This window comes from Celeribacter ethanolicus, assembly GCF_001550095.1.
GTDB classification, from domain to species: Bacteria; Pseudomonadota; Alphaproteobacteria; order Rhodobacterales; family Rhodobacteraceae; genus Celeribacter; species Celeribacter ethanolicus.
The window spans coordinates 62,400-83,690 of sequence record NZ_LRUC01000033.1; the positions used below are offsets into that span (position 1 = coordinate 62,400).

21 protein-coding genes are annotated in these 21,291 nt (G+C 57.9%); 9 read left to right on the plus strand and 12 right to left on the minus strand.

Annotation, left to right across the window (positions count from 1 at the left end; genetic code table 11):
* The first annotated feature begins 169 nt into the window (after positions 1-169).
* Positions 170-367, plus strand: a complete 198-nt coding sequence (locus tag NH195_RS20880) for a heavy-metal-associated domain-containing protein (protein WP_009573644.1) — start codon at positions 170-172, stop codon at positions 365-367.
* An 88-nt stretch (positions 368-455) separates the two neighbouring features.
* Here the strand turns inward: NH195_RS20880 and NH195_RS12530 are convergent, their stop codons facing one another.
* From NH195_RS12530 to NH195_RS12565, 8 genes are all read right to left on the minus strand, one after another.
* Complete coding sequence (locus tag NH195_RS12530; protein WP_009573643.1) at positions 456-776, minus strand: YnfA family protein; 321 nt, start codon at positions 774-776, stop codon at positions 456-458.
* A gap of 118 nt (positions 777-894) precedes the next feature.
* Positions 895-1,623: a DsbA family protein gene (locus NH195_RS12535; RefSeq protein ID WP_040402930.1), complete on the minus strand. Its 729-nt coding sequence runs from the start codon at positions 1,621-1,623 to the stop codon at positions 895-897.
* A gap of 5 nt (positions 1,624-1,628) precedes the next feature.
* The gene (locus NH195_RS12540) at positions 1,629-2,099 is read right to left on the minus strand and encodes a c-type cytochrome (RefSeq protein ID WP_009573641.1); all 471 of its coding nucleotides are present in this window, start codon (positions 2,097-2,099) and stop codon (positions 1,629-1,631) included.
* Positions 2,096-3,490: a multicopper oxidase family protein gene (locus NH195_RS12545; protein ID WP_009573640.1), complete on the minus strand. Its 1,395-nt coding sequence runs from the start codon at positions 3,488-3,490 to the stop codon at positions 2,096-2,098. Before NH195_RS12545 ends, NH195_RS12540 begins: the two co-directional genes overlap by 4 nt.
* Positions 3,491-3,546: 56 nt before the next feature.
* On the minus strand, positions 3,547-4,482 hold the full coding sequence (locus NH195_RS12550) for a c-type cytochrome (RefSeq protein WP_096807334.1): 936 nt from the start codon (positions 4,480-4,482) through the stop codon (positions 3,547-3,549).
* Between the two features lie 11 nt (positions 4,483-4,493).
* A complete protein-coding gene (locus tag NH195_RS12555; protein WP_066707483.1) occupies positions 4,494-5,066 on the minus strand; it encodes a c-type cytochrome in 573 nt (190 codons plus the stop codon).
* A gap of 426 nt (positions 5,067-5,492) precedes the next feature.
* Positions 5,493-5,957 (minus strand): c-type cytochrome, encoded by a 465-nt coding sequence (locus NH195_RS12560; protein WP_066707486.1) that lies wholly within the window; start codon positions 5,955-5,957, stop codon positions 5,493-5,495.
* 29 nt (positions 5,958-5,986) lie between these two features.
* Positions 5,987-6,550: a L,D-transpeptidase gene (locus NH195_RS12565; RefSeq protein WP_066707488.1), complete on the minus strand. Its 564-nt coding sequence runs from the start codon at positions 6,548-6,550 to the stop codon at positions 5,987-5,989.
* Between the two features lie 163 nt (positions 6,551-6,713).
* Between NH195_RS12565 and NH195_RS12570 the strand changes: the two genes are divergently transcribed.
* From NH195_RS12570 to NH195_RS12610, 8 genes are all read left to right on the plus strand, one after another.
* The gene (locus tag NH195_RS12570) at positions 6,714-7,010 is read left to right on the plus strand and encodes a DUF2933 domain-containing protein (protein ID WP_066707491.1); all 297 of its coding nucleotides are present in this window, start codon (positions 6,714-6,716) and stop codon (positions 7,008-7,010) included.
* Between the two features lie 251 nt (positions 7,011-7,261).
* A complete protein-coding gene (locus NH195_RS12575) occupies positions 7,262-9,442 on the plus strand; it encodes a protein-disulfide reductase DsbD family protein (protein WP_009573630.1) in 2,181 nt (726 codons plus the stop codon).
* Positions 9,443-10,124: 682 nt separating this feature from the next.
* Positions 10,125-11,186 carry a YncE family protein gene (locus NH195_RS12585; protein ID WP_066707494.1) on the plus strand — a complete coding sequence of 354 codons (1,062 nt, stop codon included), beginning with the start codon at positions 10,125-10,127 and terminating at the stop codon, positions 11,184-11,186.
* Between the two features lie 33 nt (positions 11,187-11,219).
* Entirely contained in the window at positions 11,220-12,605 is a 1,386-nt protein-coding gene (locus NH195_RS12590; protein WP_066707496.1) for an MBL fold metallo-hydrolase RNA specificity domain-containing protein, read from the plus strand.
* The gene (locus NH195_RS12595; protein WP_066707498.1) at positions 12,602-14,116 is read left to right on the plus strand and encodes a thymidine phosphorylase family protein; all 1,515 of its coding nucleotides are present in this window, start codon (positions 12,602-12,604) and stop codon (positions 14,114-14,116) included. Before NH195_RS12590 ends, NH195_RS12595 begins: the two co-directional genes overlap by 4 nt.
* Positions 14,116-15,006, plus strand: a complete 891-nt coding sequence (locus NH195_RS12600) for a ribose-phosphate diphosphokinase (RefSeq protein ID WP_009573625.1) — start codon at positions 14,116-14,118, stop codon at positions 15,004-15,006. Before NH195_RS12595 ends, NH195_RS12600 begins: the two co-directional genes overlap by 1 nt.
* Positions 15,007-15,071: 65 nt before the next feature.
* Positions 15,072-17,432 carry a copper-transporting P-type ATPase gene (locus NH195_RS12605; protein ID WP_009573624.1) on the plus strand — a complete coding sequence of 787 codons (2,361 nt, stop codon included), beginning with the start codon at positions 15,072-15,074 and terminating at the stop codon, positions 17,430-17,432.
* A gap of 121 nt (positions 17,433-17,553) precedes the next feature.
* Positions 17,554-18,036, plus strand: coding sequence for a c-type cytochrome (locus tag NH195_RS12610; protein WP_009573623.1), 483 nt, complete (start codon positions 17,554-17,556; stop codon positions 18,034-18,036).
* 57 nt (positions 18,037-18,093) lie between these two features.
* Here the strand turns inward: NH195_RS12610 and lgt are convergent, their stop codons facing one another.
* The 4 genes from lgt to NH195_RS12630 all read right to left on the minus strand — a co-directional run bounded on the left by lgt (position 18,094) and on the right by NH195_RS12630 (position 21,289).
* Positions 18,094-18,999 carry a prolipoprotein diacylglyceryl transferase gene (lgt, locus tag NH195_RS12615; RefSeq protein ID WP_009573622.1) on the minus strand — a complete coding sequence of 302 codons (906 nt, stop codon included), beginning with the start codon at positions 18,997-18,999 and terminating at the stop codon, positions 18,094-18,096.
* 97 nt (positions 19,000-19,096) lie between these two features.
* Complete coding sequence (gene ccmI, locus NH195_RS12620) at positions 19,097-20,260, minus strand: c-type cytochrome biogenesis protein CcmI (protein WP_066707502.1); 1,164 nt, start codon at positions 20,258-20,260, stop codon at positions 19,097-19,099.
* Positions 20,257-20,727: a cytochrome c-type biogenesis protein gene (locus tag NH195_RS12625; protein ID WP_009573620.1), complete on the minus strand. Its 471-nt coding sequence runs from the start codon at positions 20,725-20,727 to the stop codon at positions 20,257-20,259. The genes ccmI and NH195_RS12625 overlap by 4 nt, the downstream gene beginning before the upstream one ends.
* Before the next feature lies 1 nt (position 20,728).
* Positions 20,729-21,289: a DsbE family thiol:disulfide interchange protein gene (locus tag NH195_RS12630; protein ID WP_009573619.1), complete on the minus strand. Its 561-nt coding sequence runs from the start codon at positions 21,287-21,289 to the stop codon at positions 20,729-20,731.
* Positions 21,290-21,291 lie beyond the last annotated feature (2 nt).

A 21,291-nucleotide genomic window follows, 5' to 3' on the forward strand; every position in this document is an offset into this window, starting at 1 on the left:
TCTCCTGGAATCCCATTTGACACCCCAAATAGGAGTTCCAGTGACTGGAAGGTCAATACCCAATTTGAACTTTCCTGGCTTCGCTTTAAAAATCTACGGAGACCCTTGACCTTCCCCCCACTGGAAGCCCCATCTGCACTGAACAAGCTGTCACAGAGGAGACATCGACATGAAATTCAACGTTCCCGACATGAGTTGTGGTCATTGCACCAGTACGATCGAAAAGGCGATCAAGGCAGCTGACGCAAATGCGAGCGTATCTTGCGACATTCCGGCCCGCACGGTTTCTGTTGAAGGTGCACTGTCAACAGAACGGCTGACGGCCCTGCTTCGTGAAGCTGGGTACGAAAATACCGTGACTGCCTAATCTATGGGTCATCGCACCCGTCGTGACGGGTGCGATGACCTAGCGATTTCTAGCGACGGATTTGCCTGGTTTTCTGAGGTTCCGCAGATCATGAGCGCGAAGGCAACAGGATGAGAGCACTGCCTAAGAGGCAAAGAAGAATGCCTGCAATGTCCCAGCGGTCCGGTCGGCTCCCCTCCACTAGCCACATCCAGATCATGGACGCCGCTATGTAGACGCCCCCGTAAGCTGCATATGCCCGACCGGCCATTTCGCTTTCTGCGCGCGTCAAAAGCCATGCGAAGAGTGCCAAACTTACCAGACCTGGCCCGACCAAAAGTGGCGAACGATCGAGCCGCAACCATGCCCAGAAAGCAAAACATCCGGCGATCTCGGCAAAGGCAGCAATAAGATACCAAAGGTAAGTCATCTTCTCGCCGCCTCTTTCAGTGGTAGGCCGTGCCTAGGTCTTTTGGTATGTAGGGGCTCCGGCTCATTCGCCTGCATCATTGCTCATCGGGCGTGATGTCAGAACCCACCGCAGAGTGCTAGTTTGCCGACGCCCGCACGTTGTCGACCAGTTCCGTGAGCTTATCGCTCTCCACGAAGCCTGGAACCAGATTGTCGCCGATCACAAATGAAGGCGTGCCACTGAAGCCGAGCGACTGCGTCAACCGCATCGAGGTCGCGATGTGCTCTTCAATTTCGGGGCGCTCCATGTCGGTTTGAAGGCGTTCGATGTCGAGACCAACTTCTTGTGCTATCCTGAGAACGCTTGCCTCTTCCGCCCGGCCGTTCATACCCATTAGGGCCCAGTGGAATGCCTCATACTTGCCTTGCAGCCGCGATGCGAGTGCAGCTTTGGTTGCAAACACTGACCCGTCCCCGAGAATTGGCCATTCGCGATAGACCAGACGCACATCAGGATCGGCCTCCAACAGAGCCTGAACTTCCGGCATAGCGCGTCGACAATATGGGCAGTTGTAATCGAAAAATTCGATAACGGTCACATCCCCATCGGGATTGCCGAGAACCGGTGCATTCGGGTCTTGCTCGAGCAATTGTCGCTGATCGCGCAAGACGGTTGCCTGCGCTTGTGCCTGGGCTTCGGCGTCCTGACGTTGAAGTATTTCGACTGCTTCCATGATGATTTGCGGATTCTCGCGGATAGCCTCATATACAAGTTCCTTGACCCGCGCTTCGTCCAGGTCTGCGGCCTGCACTGCCATTGGAAGTAAGGCAAATGACGATACGAGCATCAAATTTCTGAAAATCATGTCCATTATCCCTCTTGTTCTGCTGCTGTGCGTGCGGCCTGAGCATTGCGCTCTCGCTCTGGCCAGGTCGACTTAATGAAGCCGAGAATGTTCCAAATTTCCTGATCTGTGAGTTTGCCGGCGAAGCCCGGCATGCCACTATCGAAATCTGAGCCCTGTTGTCGCATCAGTTCCGCCCCCCCGAGCTTGGTGTAGGAGAACAAAATCTGGTCACTATGGTGCCAGGTATGACCGTTGCGATCATGCGGCGGCGCGGGCAGGCGGCCATCTGAACCAGGGCTTCGCCAGTCTGGTTGCCCTTCGAGATTGGCGCCATGGCAGGACGCACAGTTTTCAGAATAGAGAGCTTGCCCCAGTTCGATATTGACGTCGTCAAACGGGGAAGAACCCTGGGAGGCATTGCCGCTGAACCACCAGGTTGCACCTAGCCCAATCAGGCCAATGGATGAAATTACCGCCAGGTAAGCTGATCTCATGCGACCTCCAGCCACGTCATCATGCCGGATGCCGCGTGCGAGAGCATGTGACAGTGAAACAGCCACTTTCCCGGATTGTCGGCAACGAAGGCGATCTCGCGAGTCTCGCCACCGAACATCAGCAAGGTATCCCGCAGGGGACCAACTTCACCGCCCTCCAGCACCTCCCGGAAATGCATCCCGTGCAAATGCATGGCGTGGGGGAAGGATGTATCGTTGTAGATCTCCACTCGCGCTGTTTCACCGCGTGACAGGCTAGCCAGTGGCTTCTCGGTCATGCCCACGGTACCATTGAAAGCCCAGAACTGGTTCGCGTCGACCAGTTGGCGGAACGTTTTTCGCTCACCCTCAAGTATGGCTGCGTCAAGGTTGCCCATTGCCCCGCCTTCCATGTTGAGCCTGATGCGTCTCGCCTGCTCCAGTCCCGGCACATCCATATTAGGGTTCGGTGGCAGAACTTGGGGGACATCCCGCACAGCGGAGGCCAAAGTGCCGGTCACGCGAAACTCGGTTTGGGCAAATCCCTGGCCGTCTTCAAGCCGCACCAGATGAGCACTTTCCCCTTCATCCGCAATGACGTCGACAAACAAATCCGCTCGTTGGCCCGGCCCAAGGATGATCGGTTCGCTGATCTCACTCGGCGTCACCAGTGGCATTCCGTCGAACGCCATCACCCACCCCTTTAGACCTGACAGGCCCAAAACAAAGATCCTGGCATTTGCCGCGTTGATCAACCGAAGCCGCATCCGCTCACCCTGGCTCACGTTGAGCGTAGAATTGAAGCTTCCGTTGGTGGCGACAAAGTTGCCACGTCGGCCTGCATGGCTACGATCATGAACGGCTTCAAAATCTGGGTCGAGTTGTGCGGTCTCCGGGTTGAGGAGCCAATCGTCAAGAATAAGGACTTCATCGCGATCAACATCCGGGGCTATCGGTTCTTCGACGATCAACGCTCCGTAGAGCCCACGAGCGACCTGTTCGACGGAGCGATTATGCGCGTGAAACCAAAAAGTTCCTGCATCTGGAACGGCAAAATCGTAGTCGAAGGTTTCGCCTGTGGGGATGGCATCTTGGGTGAGCCCGGCCACGCCGTCCATCGCATTTGATATCCGCACGCCATGCCAGTGCAGGGACGTCGCCTGCGGCAACTTGTTGACGAGCCGACGTTGAAGACGCGCGCCCTGCCGAACACGGATCACGGGGCCAGGAAACTTTCCGTCATAGCCCCAAATCTCCGTCTTGGGGTAGTCCGGAGGGGCGAGTTGTACGGCGCCACTTTGCGCTGTCATCACCTGAAATTCAGGGGTGGCTGCTGATCCAGCCTTAGGGAAGACGCTCAACGCACTCATTGCCAACCCCGATTGAATGAATGCTCTTCTGGTGTGTGTCATTTCGTTCTCGTTTGTTGTGCGAGCCAGTTTTGGCTCACACATTGTCTCTATTGCAGTCACATGTCTTTATTAGCAGCGGCGCCCTCGCCCTGAGCGACCCGGTCGGCTCGAGGTTCGTCACCATCAAGCAAGTACACGGCCATCGCTTCCAGATCATCGGGGGACAAAAAGCGCGTATTGCCCTGCACGACCTCCACCATGCTGCCGCCGAAAGCGTCGCCTGACGGCGTCACGCCAGTACGCAACGCATAGGCGAGGTTGGAAACGGTCCAGCCGCGTTCCGCCAGTGAGTTCGGCGTGATCGAAGGCGCCTTGCTCCCCCCTGGCAATGCCTCATTTCCAGCAAAAACCGCGTCAAGCAGGCGCCCGCCTCCGATATTGCGTGGCGTGTGGCAAGCACCGCAATGTGCTGCACCTCGAACCAGCTCGCGACCGCGGTTCCATTGTGCGTTTTTCTCGTCAATGGGTTCCGTGGGTGGATCGTAGAGATAGGCCGCCCGCCATAGCTTCAGGCCCCATCTCTGATCGAAAGGAAACTTGACATCATGCTCAAGCGCTGCCTCGGCGACCGGTGGCACGGTCTGGAAAGCTGCCCAAAGGTCGGCAATGTCCTGATCCGTGAAATCCGCATAGAACGGATAGGAAAAAGCGGGATAATACGGCTCTCCGCTAGGACTAATGCCCTGGCGAACCGCCTTGGCGAACTGCTCAACCGTCCACCCCCCGATGCCGCTCTCTTTGTCTGTCGTCAGATTGGGCGGAAAAAACGTGCCAAAATCTGTCGCCAGCCCCGCGCCGCCTGCGAGTGCGGCGCCGCCAGCCTCTGAATTGGTGTGGCATGAAATGCACCCGGATACGCGAGCCAAATAGGCGCCGCGCTGGACATCACCCGTTTGCGTGATCGACGCGGGCACCTTGCCAATCGGCCAGATCACAAGGCCGCCGACCACAAGGGCGCCAAGCGCCCCTGCAGCAAAGACCAGTTTTTTCATCCGGCCCATCTTTACTTCGCCTCGTAGCGGAATTTCGCGTGACATGCCGAACATGTCTGGGTCACCATGTTGAATGCCCCATCTGCGGGCATCGAGGCATAGTCCATCATCGGGCTTCCTGACGAAGTTCCCATCATGGACGAAGCTCCCATCATGCCACCGGGGGATTGCGTGCCCATCATAGAGCCTGCATCCATTCCCGCCGCTGACGCCATAAGCCCGTTGTCGGCGGCTTTGGCAAGACCTTCGCTAACCACCTTGAGCTGCTCTGCGAGCGCACTGAATTCTTCCCAATCCGACCAGATCTCGGGCTTTGCTTCCGACGGTTTCCCAGCAGACCCTTCGGGAAACAATTCGGTCATGCCTTCGCTATGTTCGACAAAGACGCGTGCTCCCGCACGAACAGCTTCAGCATCATAGGTGATTTCACCACGCATCATCGGAGCCAGTTCTTTGACCGATTGCCCCATGGCCATCATGCCGTCCATGCGTTCCTTGACGACGCCTTCCGCGCCACCATGTGCAAATGCAGCTGCGGCCATTGTCGTTCCTGCCAAGAGGCCGATCATCAGTTTGCTTTTCATCGTTCCGTATCCTGTATTTCCATGCTTGATAGATTTAATTTGATGAGGCGTGGTTGCCCCTAGGTCAGGATAGGTGTTTGGGAGGCGGGGTGTCCCTTAGGACATTCCGGTTAGAAAAGCTCTGATCTGGATGTTCGCGAGGCAATTGCGACAAGTTGGTCGAAGCTCTCGGAGCTGATAAAATGACAATTACCATATTTTTCGAGCAGTCCGGCCCCGGATCGCAATGCCCGGGGAGAAGATTATCTGCATCTTCCTCATGAGAGGTCTGATGTTTTTGCGCACTTCGTTCGGAAACTTTGGCAGCGACCGTTTCATGGCCAATTGCATCGAGAGATCCCGCCGGGAGAACGACAAATAACGCAATCGAGACCAGCAGGAGAATCTGGATCGCGCTACGGAAGATGTTCAGCCTGACGACCAAAGTCAGTTGATCCCGTTCGCGCGCTGCAGTTCGCGCACGTATCCAGCAATCATCTTCACATCACCTTGGGTGAGGCCTTCAACGGGAGGCATATTGCCAAAATTCCAATGATGAGATTGGACGCCGTTTTGCGCCGCATTCAGGAACGCGGCATCGGAATGGTGGTTCGGCTCGTAGATTTTGTGAACAAGCGGAGGAGCGACCCCATTCTGGCCTGCGGCATTTTCACCATGACAGCTGGCGCATTTTGCCTCGAACGCGCGTTGCCCCATTTGGGCTTGCGGCGAAAACTCAGCGGGAATTATTACATTGGCAATGGGCGCGCCCTGAGGAATGCCGCTCGTGTCCGGCGGAACCATTGAGTGTCCTTGAGCGGTCTGCGCCGGGGCCGGCTGCAACGCTTGCCAACCGACCGCTCCAAGGCCGAGCACGAAGAACCCGCTAACGAACCATCCCCAGAAATTCATAGTGTTTTACTCTCCTGCATGTGATCCGTTCAGATCAACTTAACCTGCGTCCCGACCGGCGTGCGATCGAAGACCTCTTCTATATGTTCGTTGTAAAGGCCGATGCAGCCGTTTGATGATCGACGCCCGATTTTCCGCGTGTCTTGGGTTCCGTGGATCCGGTAGTATTGCCACGACAGATAGAGCGCACGCGTTCCCAGAGGATTGGAGGGATCTCCTCCAGGCACATAGGCTGGCCATTCCGGATTGCGTTCCCGCATTGAAGGGGTCGGCGCCCAACTTGGATTTTCCCGTTTCTCGACAACTTCTGTATACCCGCGCTTCGTCAATTCATCAGTCAAGGGAACAGAGGTCGGGTAAATCCGCATCTCTTCATCCTCTGTCCAGTGTTGGAGCACCTTTGTGACAGTATCCGAAATGATGATGCCCTTCCCGAGACGGTCAAAGTGATCACGCCAATTGTGGAGAACGAACGACGAGATATTGCGTCTTACCACACCAGCCTCTTCCGCCCGAAGAGTGTGGGGGGTCATCAAGAATGCGCCTGAAATTGCAATCAGGCTCCGCCTGTTCAAACTCGGTCTCTCTGCCATTTGTTCGTCCTTGGTTACTCAATTGGACGAGACAGGCATTGCTCAGATGGGGCTGAATCTCAACCGCAACAGGCCGCAAGATTTGTATCGAAGTGTATCCTTGACCTTCCAGCGGGAGATCAAGCTAAACAGGATGCGTTGACCAAAATCAGAGGTGGATTCCATGCAAGAGGATAGCGAGTCAGGTGGCAATCGCCACGGAAAGTTGATGCACTGGGGCATGATGGCTTGCTGTGCTGTCATGCTTCTACCCATCGCAGCTTTCCTGATTGGCGGAGGCACCGTCGCAGGCCTTTGGGCAAACGCTACCGTCTTTGCGCCTCTGGTGCTCTGCGTTGGCGCCCATTTTGTGATGCACAAGATGATGGGGCGTTCATGCCATGGAAGCAAAGAGCACAAGCAGACCGCCCCCCAGCCAGTGCCGATTGAAGATATGACCGACAGCGCCGTCCGGCGGTAAGTCGAAATGAGAACAAGAGCGCGGCTGGCGACTGTCTTCTTGGGAGCGATTTTCGTGAGCGCTTGTTCCGGCGGACCAGTCCTGTGCCCGACAAACCCGCCGCCAACTTTGTCGACAAAGTCACCAGAGCTGGAGCTGCCCAATGGATGTCGTCTGGCAGGGCCTATCTCCAACGGTGTGGGCCAGTTGGATTGTGTAAACGGCCGATCAGGCTTTGTTGCCACTCAAGTTCAAAGCCTGGAGATAGTGCGATGACCATCTGGCGCTCGCCAATCCGTCTTGCTTTCTGCGGTACCCTCGCTGCCGCAATGTTCTGGCTCTTGATCCCCTTTGCTGCAACGGCCGAGGTATCAGTCGCCCACAAGGTCACTGCGGTGGAAGCGCGGCTGATCTCCGCCGAGGATGCCGTTTCCGCCGAAGCTCAAACGCTCTCCGCCGGTCTGGATCTGAACCTTGCTGACGGATGGAAAACCTATTGGCGTTCGCCTGGCGAGGTTGGCATTCCGCCACAGATCGACTGGAGCGGGTCGACGAATGTCGCGGGCGTTGATTTCCTATGGCCTGCGCCCGAGCGGTTCACTGCCTTTGGCATCGAAAACTTCGGCTATCATGATGAGGTTGTCTTTCCACTTCAGATCACCCTGAAGGATCCTGGGGAACCTGTCGAACTCAGAGCAAACGTCAAGCTCTTGACCTGCTCAGCAGTTTGTGTCCCCCAGGATTTTGACTTGGCACTTTCGTTGCCTCAGGGGAACTCAATCGATCAAGTCTCGGCTAATCGTATCGGGGCATTTCTCGCACGCGTTCCGGCGGAAGGAGGAGCGGCAGGCGTGACCGCCGCCACATCCCATATAAACGATGATTTCACCCGCCTAACGATAGAAATAGCTGCCACGACTGCCTTCAAAACCCCGGACGTCTTTCCTGAAATTGGTGATGGCAACACGTTGGGGAAGCCCGACATTCGCCTTGGGGCAAGCGGGCGAACGCTTTGGGCTGAATTCCCAATTCTTGCCTACATGGCAGATACAGACGCGCCGCCACGGGTAACCGTGACGGACGGGCCGGATCACGCCCTCACCGTCACGCCAGATCGGGCAACAACCGCCCCAACTCCCCCTTTCAGTATTGATCGGGTGGTCCCCGGCATTGATCAAGTGATCTGGATCGCCATCATCGCTTTTCTTGGGGGCTTGATCCTGAACGCCATGCCTTGCGTGCTTCCTGTTCTGTCGATCAAGTTATCTTCTGCCCTGAAATCCGAAGGACGCGGCAATGCCCAAGTCAGGGCAGGCTTCTTGGCCGCCGCCGCCGGAGTCATGGTCTTTATGTGGGCACTCGCGGCTGTTCTCTTCGCATTGCAAAAGATTGGCGTTGCCGTCGGTTGGGGGCTCCAGTTCCAGAGCCCAACGTTCCTGGTTCTGATGCTCCTGATCCTTGGTCTGTTCACCGCAAACCTGTTTGGACTGTTCGAATTCTCTTTGCCAGCCGCCCTGACAACGCGGTTGATGAAAGCAGGAGGTACGGCCGGTTATGGAGCGGATTTTGCCACCGGATTTTTCGGGGCGGTCATGGCTACTCCCTGCTCCGCGCCGTTTCTTGGAACAGCTATCGCATTCGCACTTGCGGGGCGGGTGATAGACATCGCTGTCGTTTTCACCTTTCTCGGGTTAGGTCTGGCCAGCCCATATCTGTTGGTGGCCATCGTGCCGAACGTTGTTCGGTTCGTGCCCAAGCCCGGCCGCTGGATGATCGCCTTGAAAGCCGGCCTTGGCATCCTCCTGATGGGTACCGCGGCATGGCTGTTCTATGTCCTGCTCGGCGTTGCTGGATCGCGCGCGGCCCTAACAGTTGCATCTCTCGGTGCGGTTATGCTCTTCATAGCGGCATCGCCCTGGGTGCCAAGATCTCTTCGCTGGCCCTTTGGGCTGGCGCTGGCGGCACTCGCGGTCGCGGCCGCGCCATTCTTGGCAACACCCGCCGCACCCGATGCCCAAGCAGGAAAAATTGCCTGGGTCACATTTGACCGCGGCGATATTGCCCGTCGGGTTTCACGCGGAGAGGTCGTTTTTGTCGATGTAACCGCCGATTGGTGTTTGACCTGCAAAGCCAACAAGGCGCTCGTTCTTGAACGCGACCCGGTTCTTTCGGCATTGAACAGCTCTGGTGTCACGCCGATGCTGGCCGACTGGACCCGCCCAGATGACGCGATCACCCGTTTTTTGGAGACCAACAACCGTTACGGCATTCCATTCAACGCGGTTTATGGGCCGTCTGCTCCCGAAGGAATTATCCTGTCTGAAATATTGTCGACTCAGGATGTTCTTGCTGCTCTGCACGCGGCGCGTCCGGGGGCCGCTCAAGCAACGCTCATCGAGGACGATGTGAAGGTTTCCAGATTTGGAAACACTTTGGAGCAAAGTGCCGACTGAGTAATTTCGCCTAAGCTGCGCATCAAGGACGCCGAGTCAGGCAGCATTTAACGCCCTGATTTAGATCAACCACACCATCTGGATAGCGTGTTATAATCACCTAGGAAGGACTCAAATCATGCGATCAAGGCCACATATCGATGTCAGAAGAGTGTCGCGTATTCGCGTCAGCTTCGTCCTGATATTGATCGGAGCCTTGTTTTTCGGTCTCATTGCCGATGGTTTGCATGCGCATGAGGGCGAGCCTGCCGGGTTAGAGACGCAGATTGTTCAGGTCACCGACGCAAATTCCTCCGTCCACGTTATTCTGGACGCGGATTGCGGAATTCATCCCGGTTGCGCCGCTGCTCTGATCCCTAACGGGCTTGTCAGCGCAGTAGTTTCGAACCGTAGCACGCGAATGGTAATGTCGTGGCGGCAATCGGCGTCTTTCGCCGATGACGAATTCATACACGTCCCCATTCTCTTCTGAGCATTCCAGTCAGCGAGGTAGCGAAGCGCCTCCCTTTCGGCTTTTACGCCAATCGTGACGCTTAGGTTTTTCGACAGGCTCGTAGTCTGGATGTCCGGATTCTGCCTGACCGCGCTCCTCACTTCATTCGCTCCTATTAACCGTGGATCCGCCGGTTTTCTGCCCTCGCCACGGCCACCGCATGATCTCGACCAGATAAAGGTTCCAAAAATGAACATGTCGCCCCGCATCGCCTATACGCTCGCCACTTTGTTCGTGTCAGCACCAGCTTTGGCCGCTCCGCCTACGGTCTTCATTCCAGAGGGCAGCGCCAATTCAGTCCTGATGGTTCAGGCGGAGACTGGAAAAGTCCTGCGTCGGATCAATGATGTCGAGGCGGTCCACGGTCTCGCAGGCGCACCCGGCGTGCCGTATCTGGTCGCCGGCAGCTATTCGGAGATCCCGCGCGAGGATGTCGCGGCGCTAGAAAAGCCCTCCACCGTGTCTGCAGACGATCACGCCGCGCACCACGCACCAAAGGCCGCGCCAATGGGGCCACCCGATGCCGGGATCAGTCTTCTCTCGATTCTGGACGCAAAAAGTGGCGATATCCTGCGTCGGATAGAGGTGCCGGGTGCCGTACATCATACGGCAGTTTCCCCTGATGGACGCTTTGCCGTTGCGACCCATCCGGCAGGTGACGGAATATCGGTGATTGACCTGGCGACTTTCGGCATGACGGCATTTGTCCCGACTGGATCGATGCCGAACTATGCAGCGTTCGGAACTGATCCCAATCTCGTCTACGTCTCCAACACCGGTAACGGAACGATCAGCGAAGTAGACCTGTCGCGGGGTATCGTTCGTCGCAACTTCATTGCAGGTGACACCCCGGAACATACGGCGGTTTCGCCCGAAACTGATCGACTCTTTGTGGCAGACGCGGACGCAGGTCAGGTTCTGGAACTGTCTTTGAGTACCGGTGAAAAGCTGCGGACCTTCGAAATTGGCGGCGAGATTCATGGACTGGGGCTGTCAAATGATGGGGCAACTTTGTTCGTCGCGGGTAGGGGAGAGGACAAACTCGCCTCAGTTGCACTCGCTACCGGGGAAGTGCGCACAGCCACGCTTGCACCAGAACCCTACCACCTGACGGTAATTCCAGGCTCCGACATCCTTTATGTCTCAAGCCGTGCAGAGCCCGTGGTTTGGCTCATCGATACCAGCTCACTGCAAACGCGTGAAACAGTTTCTGTCGAAGGAGAAGGACATCAGATGGTGGCGCTTCCCTGAAGGGCTGCCGATGGGAATGAAAGGCACAGGATCATGGCACAGGACACTCGCCCAACACTTCGTTTTCTGGGAGCCGCCGGAACAGTAACCGGATCGCGCTATCTGATTGAAACCGGGGATCGCCGCATTCTAGTTGATTGTGGCTTGTTTCAAGGCTTCAAATCGCTGCGGGACCGCAACCGCAAGGCGTTTCCGGTACGCCCCTCCACCATTGACACCGTACTTCTGACGCACGCGCATCTCGATCACTCAGGCTATCTGCCTGCGCTGATCCGCGGCGGGTATCGAGGGAAGGTGATGTGTACCGAAGCGACGGAGGAACTCTGCGGCCTGATCCTGCCGGACAGCGGCCATATCCAGGAAGAGGAGGCACGTTTTGCCAAAAGGCACCGATACTCCAAGCACAAGAACCCCAAGCCGCTCTACACGTTGAAAGATGCTCAGGCGGCGCTTGAGCATTTGCACAGAGTTCCCTTCAACAGCACAATCGATGTTGGTGACGGAATATCCGCAGAGTTCATCCCGGCGGGCCATTTGCTCGGTGCGGCGCAGATCCGTATCAGACTGCCGGGAAGGACAATCCACTTCAGTGGCGACCTCGGCCGACAGAACGACGCACTGATGCGACCACCACAACCGTTCTCAGGTGCGGACGTGTTGGTTTGTGAATCCACCTATGGCAATCGCCATCACGCAGCCATCGACGCGGAGGAAGAGCTTCTGCCAATCCTGAAACGTGTTTTCGGGCGGGGCGGTACGGTTCTCATCCCCTCATTCGCGGTTGGGCGCGCGCAGGGGCTTATGTATCACATTGCACGCCTGCAAAACCGCGGCGAGATCCCATATGTGCCGGTTTATCTCAACTCGCCAATGGCGATCGACGCGACCGAAATCTACCACGGCCATCACGAAGAACATCACGTTGCCTGGGAGGATTGCCTTGCGATGTTCCAGATCGCCAAGCGGGTCACTTCGGTCGAGGAGTCGAAGAAGCTGAACACGCAGCATGGCCCGATGATCATCATTTCGGCGAGCGGCATGTTGACCGGCGGGCGGATCCTGCATCACCTCGCCAGCTTCGGCGGCGACCCGCGCAACGCAATCCTGCTGTCGGGCTTTCAGGCTGGCGGTACCCGCGGGGCGGCACTGGCCGCTGGCGCGGACAGTCTGCGCATGTTCGGTCGAGATTTCCCGATCAGGGCAGAGGTGATCCAGCTCGAAGCCTTTTCCGGACATGCCGATGCCGAAGAGTTGCTGGCCTGGATGCGCGCGTCGGATCGCGCGCCGCGCATGACCTATGTGACTCACGGCGAACCTTCTGCCTCGGACCGGCTGCGCTGGCGGATCGAACATGAACTCGGCTGGCCTGCCCGCGCCCCCGAACACCTCGAAACGATCCGGCTGGACAATCCAAAATGACAGAAATCGACAATACGCTCGCCCTGTCCCGCGCGGGGATCGACACTTACCGGCAACCCGTTGTCTTCATGCGCGAAGACTGCCACGTCTGCCGCGCCGAAGGCTTCGCAGCCCTGACCCGGATCGAGGTCACGCTCGGCGACAGGTCGGTGATTGCCACGCTGAACGTGTTGACCAATGGCGACTGGCTGCCCGACGACACTGCCGCCTTGTCGGAAGAAGCCTGGGCCGCCCTGAAGCCCCAACCGGGGGACCGGGCAAGTTTTACGCACCCGGAGCCACCGGACTCCGTCTCAGCGATCCGCGCCAAGGTCTATGGAGAAACCCTTGAGCAGCAAAGGTTCGACGCAATCATTCGTGACGTCCTCGATCATCGTCTCTCCGATCTCGATCTGGCAGCCTTCATCACCGCCTGCGCGGGCGACCGGCTTTCGATTGCGGAAACCATCGCACTGACCCGATCCATGCAGGCGGCGGGCGAAACGCTGGATTGGGGCGGCGCCGAGATCTACGACAAGCATTGCGTCGGGGGGCTTCCAGGAAACCGCACCACGCCGATCATCGTTTCGATCATCGCGGCGGCGGGGCTGATGATCCCCAAGACCTCTTCTCGCGCGATCACTTCCCCCGCAGGCACGGCCGACACGATGGAGGTCATGGCTCCCGTCTCGCTCGACATCCCCGCGTTGAGACGCGTCGTCGAGGCTGAGGGCGGGTGCATCGTTTGGGGGGGCAACCTCGCTCTCAGCCCTGCGGACGATGTTCTGATCCGGATTGAACGGCCACTCGATTTCGACAGCGACGGACAGCTGGTGGCGAGCGTCTTGTCGAAGAAGGCTGCGGTCGGTGCGAAGCGCGTGCTGATCGATGTGCCCGTCGGACCAACGGCCAAGGTCCGCTCGGCGGAAACCGCCGCTGCGCTGGCAGAGCGGCTCCGCGCCGTTGGCAAGGCCATCGGCCTGACGCTCTCGATCCATCAAAGCGACGGGACTGCACCTGTCGGCCGCGGAATTGGACCCGCACTTGAAGCCCAAGATGTCCTTGCCGTGCTACGCCGCAACGAGAACTTCCCTGTCGACCTGCGCGACCGTGCACTCGACATCGCTGGAGCGCTGCTGGACCTTGTCCCCGAGACGGGCAGCGCGGGAGGGCGAAAGGTGGCCGCACAGCTGCTCGACAGCGGCGCTGCCGAGGCGAAGTTCATGGCGATTTGCGATGCACAAGGCGGTTTCACTGAGCCCGGTGAGGCGCGTTATCATGCGGTGATCACCTCCCGCACGGCGGGGCGCCTCATTGCGATTGACAATCGTCGCATCGCGCGCACAGCGAAACTCGCCGGCGCACCGCGGCAGCAGCTCGCAGGGCTGCGCCTTCTGGTCCAGATCGGTGACCATATCGAATTTGGCAAGCCGCTGTTCGAGATCCACGCCGAAACGCTGGGAGAACTGGAATACGCCCGCTCCTATGCCGAGGCGCAATTGGGACTTTGCACAATTGAGGAGGCAAACTGATGACCATTATCGCCCCCTTTCCCGGCATGGAGCCATTGGCGCGCAGAATGGCGGCGACATCCGGTGCCGAAATCCAGCCGGTGGACTTGCACCATTTTCCCGATGGTGAAACCCTCGTGAAGCTCGGCGGCGATCCTGCAGGACGCGAAATCGCCTTCCTCGCCACGTTGCGCGATCCTGATCGGCTGGCGTTGCCTCTGCGTTTCGCAGCTCTGACGGCGCGCGAACTTGGGGCCGCGCGTGTGGGGCTGGTCGCGCCCTATCTTGGCTACATGCGCCAGGACAAGCGGTTTCATCCACGCGAAGCTGTGAGCGCCCCGATCTTCGCGGGATTTCTTGATGAATGTTTCGACTGGGTGATGACCGCTGACCCCCATCTGCATCGCAACCCGAGCCTTTCAGCGCTGTTCCGCATTCCCGCATATCGTGTCGCCACAGCCCCTCTGCTGGCCGACTGGATTGCGGCGAACGTTCCAGAGGCCGTGCTCCTTGGGCCTGACAGCGAAAGCCAGCAATGGGTGGCTGAAGTCGCCAGGCTCGCCGGACGCCCCTACGAAGTGCTGACAAAACATCGCTCCGGGGATCGGCAGGTCGAGATCAGCCTGCCGGGCAGCGCCGTTTTCCGACAGGGGACACCCGTGATCCTCGATGATATCGCCTCGTCCGGACACACGCTGATCCGAACGCTCGAACAACTCGAGCAGGCCGGTGCCCGACCTGCGACTTGCGTAATTATCCACGCGGTTTTCGCACACGGCGCAGAGGAAGCAATCCGCCATGCCGGTGCCGCGCGGATCGTCAGTACCGATACGATTCCACACTCAACGAACGCAGTCTGCGTCGGCGAGCTGTTAGCGACAGAAATGAAAGTTGCTCAATGCGCCACTTGACCTTCCAGTTACTGGAAGAATTAGGTTTGAGGCAATGAGCTAGAAATACGGGAAAGGATCCCCGAATGAACAACCATCACGAACATGCCAACGGATCTGACGATCAAGTTCCTTCTGGCTACGCGGGCACGGTCTTCACTTGCCCGATGCACCCCGAGGTACGCCGCGCCGAACCGGGAGATTGCCCGAAATGCCAGATGCATCTGGTGCCGGAGGGCGAGCCCTCGCAACACCACGCCCATCATCAGCACACGGGCGACGCGGTGGAGCCAAACCACTTGGACTCGGTTCCCAACGACTACACTGGCCCGGTTTATACCTGTCCGATGCACCCTCAGGTGCGCCAGACGCATCCCGGGTCTTGTCCGATCTGCGGTATGGGGCTGGAACTGGAATCGGCCGCCATGGAAGCGGAAGGCCCGAACCCGGAGCTTGTGGATTTCAGCCGTCGTTTCTGGGTGGGGGCCATTTTGACCGTACCGCTCCTTGTGCTGACCATGGGCCCCTATCTTGGCCTGAGCGGGGTGCGCGAGATATTCGGAGAACGCGTCACCCTCTGGGTCGAACTCGCGCTCGGGACACCCGTTGTCTTTTGGTCCGGCTGGCCTTTCCTTGTTCGTGGCTGGAACTCGTTCCGGACAAGGAACCTCAATATGTTCAGTCTCATTGCCATGGGTGTAAGCGCCGCATGGCTGTTCAGCATCATCGCCGTCCTGGCACCGGGCATATTCCCCGATGGGTTCCGGGATGCCGAAGGGCATGTCGGCGTCTATTTCGAGGCGGCGGCTGTGATCGTCACGCTGGTCCTTGTGGGACAGGTGATGGAGCTGCGCGCTCGCGAAGGCACTGGCAAGGCGATCCGTGCTCTTCTGGATATGGCCGCCAAGACGGCACGTATTATCCGCGACGACGGAAGCGAGGAAGAGGTTCCATTGGAACAGGTCCAGGTCGGCGACCGACTACGTGTGCGACCCGGTGACAAGGTGCCGGTCGATGGTATGGTCGTCGAAGGCAGGTCCTCAGTTGACGAAAGCATGATCACGGGCGAGCCGGTACCTGTAGAAAAGGTCGGAGGAGACCCTGTAACGGGTGCCACGATCAACGGAACCGGCAGCCTGATCATGGAGGCGACGCGCGTCGGCGCCGACACGATGCTGAGCCAAATCGTCGAGATGGTGGCCAATGCGCAGCGGTCTCGCGCGCCGATCCAGAAATACGCCGACAAGGTCTCCGGATATTTCGTGCCTGCAGTTATTGGCATCGCCGTGCTGGCCTTCATTGGCTGGGCCATTTGGGGCCCGGTCCCGGCCCTTTCCTATGCTCTTATTGCGGCCGTTGCCGTTCTCATCATCGCTTGTCCCTGTGCCCTCGGCCTTGCGACACCGATGTCTATCATGACGGCGACGGGGCGCGGCGCGCAGGCGGGTGTCCTGATCAGGAATGCAGAGGCACTGGAACGGTTCGAGAAGGTCGATACCCTGATCGTCGACAAGACCGGCACGCTGACGGAAGGCAAGCCGAAACTTGTCGGCGTCTACCCTGAACCGGGTCACGATGAGGTAGAAGTGCTTCGGCTTGCCGCATCGCTGGAACGCGGCTCCGAGCATCCTCTCGCGGAAGCCATCGTACGCGGTGCTGAAGAGCGTGGCGTCGACCTGGCAAAAGCCGACGCCTTCGAGGCGGTCACCGGCAAGGGCGTCAAAGGCACGGTGGACGGGCGGGTAGTGGCGCTCGGCAACGTGAAACTCCTGACTGACCTCGGACTTGATGCAGCAGAGCTTCGGGACAAGGCGGATGCCCGTCGGGATAATGGCGAAACGGTTATGTTTGTCGTCGTCGAGAATGACGTTGCCGGTCTTGTCAGCGTCGCAGACCCGGTAAAGGCGACCACACCGGCCGCCCTGAAGGAACTGCACGCACTTGGGTTCCGTATTATCATGGCGACGGGAGACAATGAGCGTACCGCTAGGGCCGTCGCGTCCAGTCTAGGCATCGACGAGATCCGCGCCGATGTGATGCCGGAAGACAAAGCGAAGATCATCAAGGAACTTCAGGCCAAGGGGCACAAGGTTGCCATGGCCGGCGACGGTGTCAACGATGCACCTGCCCTGGCTCAGGCCGATGTCGGGATTGCCATGGGCACCGGCGCCGATGTGGCCATTGAGAGCGCAGGGTTCACGCTCGTCAAAGGGAACCTCGACGGTATCGTGCGTGCGCGCAAACTCGCCCGCGCGACCATGCGGAACATACGCCAGAACCTGTTCTTTGCTCTGATCTACAACACTGCGGGCGTGCCCGTCGCTGCGGGGATCTTGTTCCCATTCCTCGGGATCTTGATCAGTCCGATGTTTGCGGCCTTTGCCATGAGCGCTTCCTCAATCTCGGTCGTCCTAAACTCCCTTCGGCTACGGCGCGCGCAGATTTGAGGGGAAACAAGAACGATCGCGAGGTCCATCAGACCGTTCAATAAACAGTATTGGGTACAATCCATCGCCGGAGAAGGGGCAACAGCGTTCAGACAATCACCTGCAAACCAAGGAGACCAAAATGACCTACATTTCCAGACAGATGATCTTAGCCATTGCTGTGGTGTGGGCGCTGCCAGTCGGCGCCCAAGACAGCGGGCATATGACAGATAATGGGGCGATGAGTCAGATGATGAGCTCCGGACTGTTCCTGCCAAACATGGATGCAGCCAAGGGGCGTGCGCTGTTCGCCTCGAAAGGCTGTGTCGTTTGTCATTCTATCAACGGGGTCGGAGGCGAGGATGCCCCCGCCCTTGATGCAGCGTATATGGACCTGCCAATGAACCCGTTTGAATTTGCCGCCCGAATGTGGCGCGGCGCGCCGGCGATGGTCGCTGCCCAAGAGGATGAGCTCGGCGGGCAAATTGAATTCACAGGTCAGGAGCTTGCCGATATCATCGCGTTCGTTCACGATTCCGAAGAACAGAAGGCATTCTCTGCCGGCGACATCCCCGAAAAGATTGAAGAAATGATGCACCAAATGGGTGAGGAGGATCACGACTGAAGCGTCAGGGGATATCGCAGTAGAATAAGGCAATGCGTCGAAAGTTTCATTTGCGCCCTAAGATGCCGATCCTATGGCGGACCGCTTCTGCGCCAGCCAAAGTAATCCAAATCCCGCGGCTAACATCGGCAAGGAAAGGAATTGCCCCATCGTAAGCCCCCAGTCACCAAACTGCACAACATACCCAATCGGATTGTTCACGTCTGCGAATTGAGCGTCGGGCTGGCGAAACAACTCTACAAAACTTCTCGCAAAACCATATCCGGCCAGGAAGAGCCCGCAAATTGCCCCTGGTGTCCTAAGCCATCCGCGCCGCCACGCAAGGAATAGGAGAGCGAAGCCAAGCAACAGGCCTTCCAAAAGGGCTTCGTACAGTTGCGAAGGATGCCGTGCGCAAATGTCGGTTATTCCCGGGCATGATTGCGCTGCGTCACCGGGAAATATGACGGCCCAGGGCATGTCCGATGGGCGGCCCCATAGTTCATTGTTTATGAAATTTGCGATCCGGCCCAAGAACAAGCCCGGAGGCGTTGCCAGAGCGAGAAGGTCAGCCATGCTCAGGAGCGGCATACGCTGACGGATGCCATAAACAAGCGCGGCAATGGTTACGCCAGCAAACCCACCATGAAATGACATTCCCCCTTGCCAGACCTTCAGAATTTCTAACGGATTGGCAAGATAGAACCCGCGCTGATAGAACATCACGAACCCTAACCGCCCGCCAACGATCACCCCGATGATAATCCAGGTCAAAAGATCCTCAATTTGGCGCGGTGTTAGCGGGGCGCCCGATGCAGGCCACAGAGCGGCGCGTTTGACCGTGGCAACACAAATTCTCCAGCCGACGAGAAGGCCGATGATATAGGCCAACGCATACCAGCGGAGAGTCAACGTAAACGTGCCGATCTCAACCGAAAATATATCCGGCCCGATATTTGGGAACGGAAGTGCGGACAAAGGCATGGACATTCTTTCTAGTCATTCGGGTGAGGTCGGATCGTGCACATACGCCGTTCGTGCTCTCTCATGGTTTGTTCATCGCGAGTGAAGCTTCCGCGGGCTATTGGCCCGACTGGAGTTCTTCCAAGGACTGCAAAATGACACTTTGGCGCGGGTCTTCGGAGGAAACGGGCACCAATAGCTCTTTGGCTCGACTGTACGCGTTCAAGGCGAGGTCAGTTTCGCCGAGCACCCTGTAGGCCCTGCCAAGACGCATCCATCCATCGATATCGTCTGGTTCAGCCTCAAGGCGTGTTGCCAAACGTTCCACCATGGATCGGATAAATGCATCTCGATCGACATCATCCATCTGGCTGGCCGCTTCGACATCTGCAGCAGTGGGGCCGGGCGAATTGCCTGACATTACTGGAGCATAATCCGACAAACTGATAGGCGCTCGGCCCAGTGCCGCACCTATCCGGTTTGCTTCCGCGACAAATGTTTCCATCCAGGGTGCGAACCCATCCACTTCGTCCAATCGCGTGAGAAGACGATTGTAGGCCTGCTCATTCGCACCCGCTTGCGCAAGCCCGACAGCATCGTAAAAAGTTCCAGCAGGATTGGTCGGATCGAGCTCAAGTGCTCTTGCAATGGCCCGCTTCGCTTGGGGTGTCACGATCCCCTGTTCGGAAACGATGAGAGCTTCCGCATAGATCGAAAACACAGCAGAATCGGCATTCATGGATTGTGTTGCACGCTCGTAGGCCGATGCGGCATCCGAAGCGCGGCCCAATTTCATGAAGGTCTGTCCAAGGAGCATCCAGCCCTCCAAGGCTCCGCCTTCTGAATCCGCCTGCAACCGCTGCAATAGCTTCTGCGCCAACGCTTCGATTTCACGATTTTGCGCGACCTCTGCCTGGCGATCCTCGAAAGCGATGCTGGATAGGTTTGGCGCTCCAGCAAAACTGTAATACCCCGCCGCGAACAGCGGCACAAAGACCGCAGCAGCCATGAGTATGACCCTGCCGCCGCCGTTGGATTCCCCGGTGTTTTTTACTCTCCCCACGGAGAGAACCCGCCGCTTGATTTCCTGTCGCTCCGCATGCGCCTCTGCGACAGAAAGCAGGCCGCGTTCAGCATCCCGATCGACTTCAGACAACTGGTCCTTCAAAACTGCGAGAGTCCTGTCTTCGGCCGGACCTTGCACCAAGGCAGGCTTCCACGCCGAAGCCGCAACAATACCTGAGGCAGTCAAGGCGAGGACTGCCATTGCAATCCATATCATCGGTGGTCCCCTTCGCTGGATGAAGTGAAAATGCGTGCGACCTCGGCCTCCTCGTCATCGCTCAGGTCTGCGATTTTTTTTCTTTTTCGAGAGCCCATCAGGATGCCGCCACCGATCCCCAGAGCCAAGAGCCCAAGGAGTGGGGGGGTAAACCAGAGAGCGTAGGTCTCGGGTTTAAACGGAGGCTTCAGTAGAACGTAATCGCCGTATCTCGCTTGGATGAAAGCAATTGCATCTTCGTTCGTGTCACCCGCAACCAACCGTTCCCGGACCAAAAGTCGTAGGTCGCGCGCAACGCCGGCGTTCGAGCTGTCAATATCCTGATTTTGGCAAACTACGCAGCGAAGCTGCCTGGAAACCTCCCGTGCCCGAGCCTCGAGGATTGGATCGGAGAGGATTTCGTCGGGCTCAACAGCCTGCGCAGACATTGGCATGATGAGTGCCAACACAAGGAAAAAACGACGCATGTCAGCTCCTCTCCTCTAACACACCCGCTTGTCGGAGAGCCTGGCGAAAGGTTGATACAGCCTCTTCACCGACGATCGGGCCGACGTATCGGTAGAGCACCGTTCCATCGCCTCCGACAATGAATGTCTCGGGCACACCCGAAATCCCCCACTCGATCCCGGCACGACCTGACAGATCCAAGCCAATACGTTCGTACGGGTTCCCGAGATTTTGAAGCCAATTGACCGCGTCTACCGGTTGATCCTTGTAGTTGATCCCGAACAAACGCACGCCATCGCGCTCAACCAAAGCGCTCAGAACCGCGTGTTCGGCACGACAGGGAACGCACCAGGAAGCGAACACATTAACGACGACTGGCGTTGGGTTTCCGAGCAGGTTTTCCCGAGACAGTCCCTGTACATCAAGACCCGGCACCGGCCCGAGAATGAACGAGGGAGCTGGCTGAGAAATGAGAACCGAAGGAATCTCGCTTGGGTCACGATTGGGATTCAGGCCCCACAAGAAAAATCCGCCGACAATCACTGCCAGTACCAAGGGAATAATCGCTACAGCTCGTTTCATTG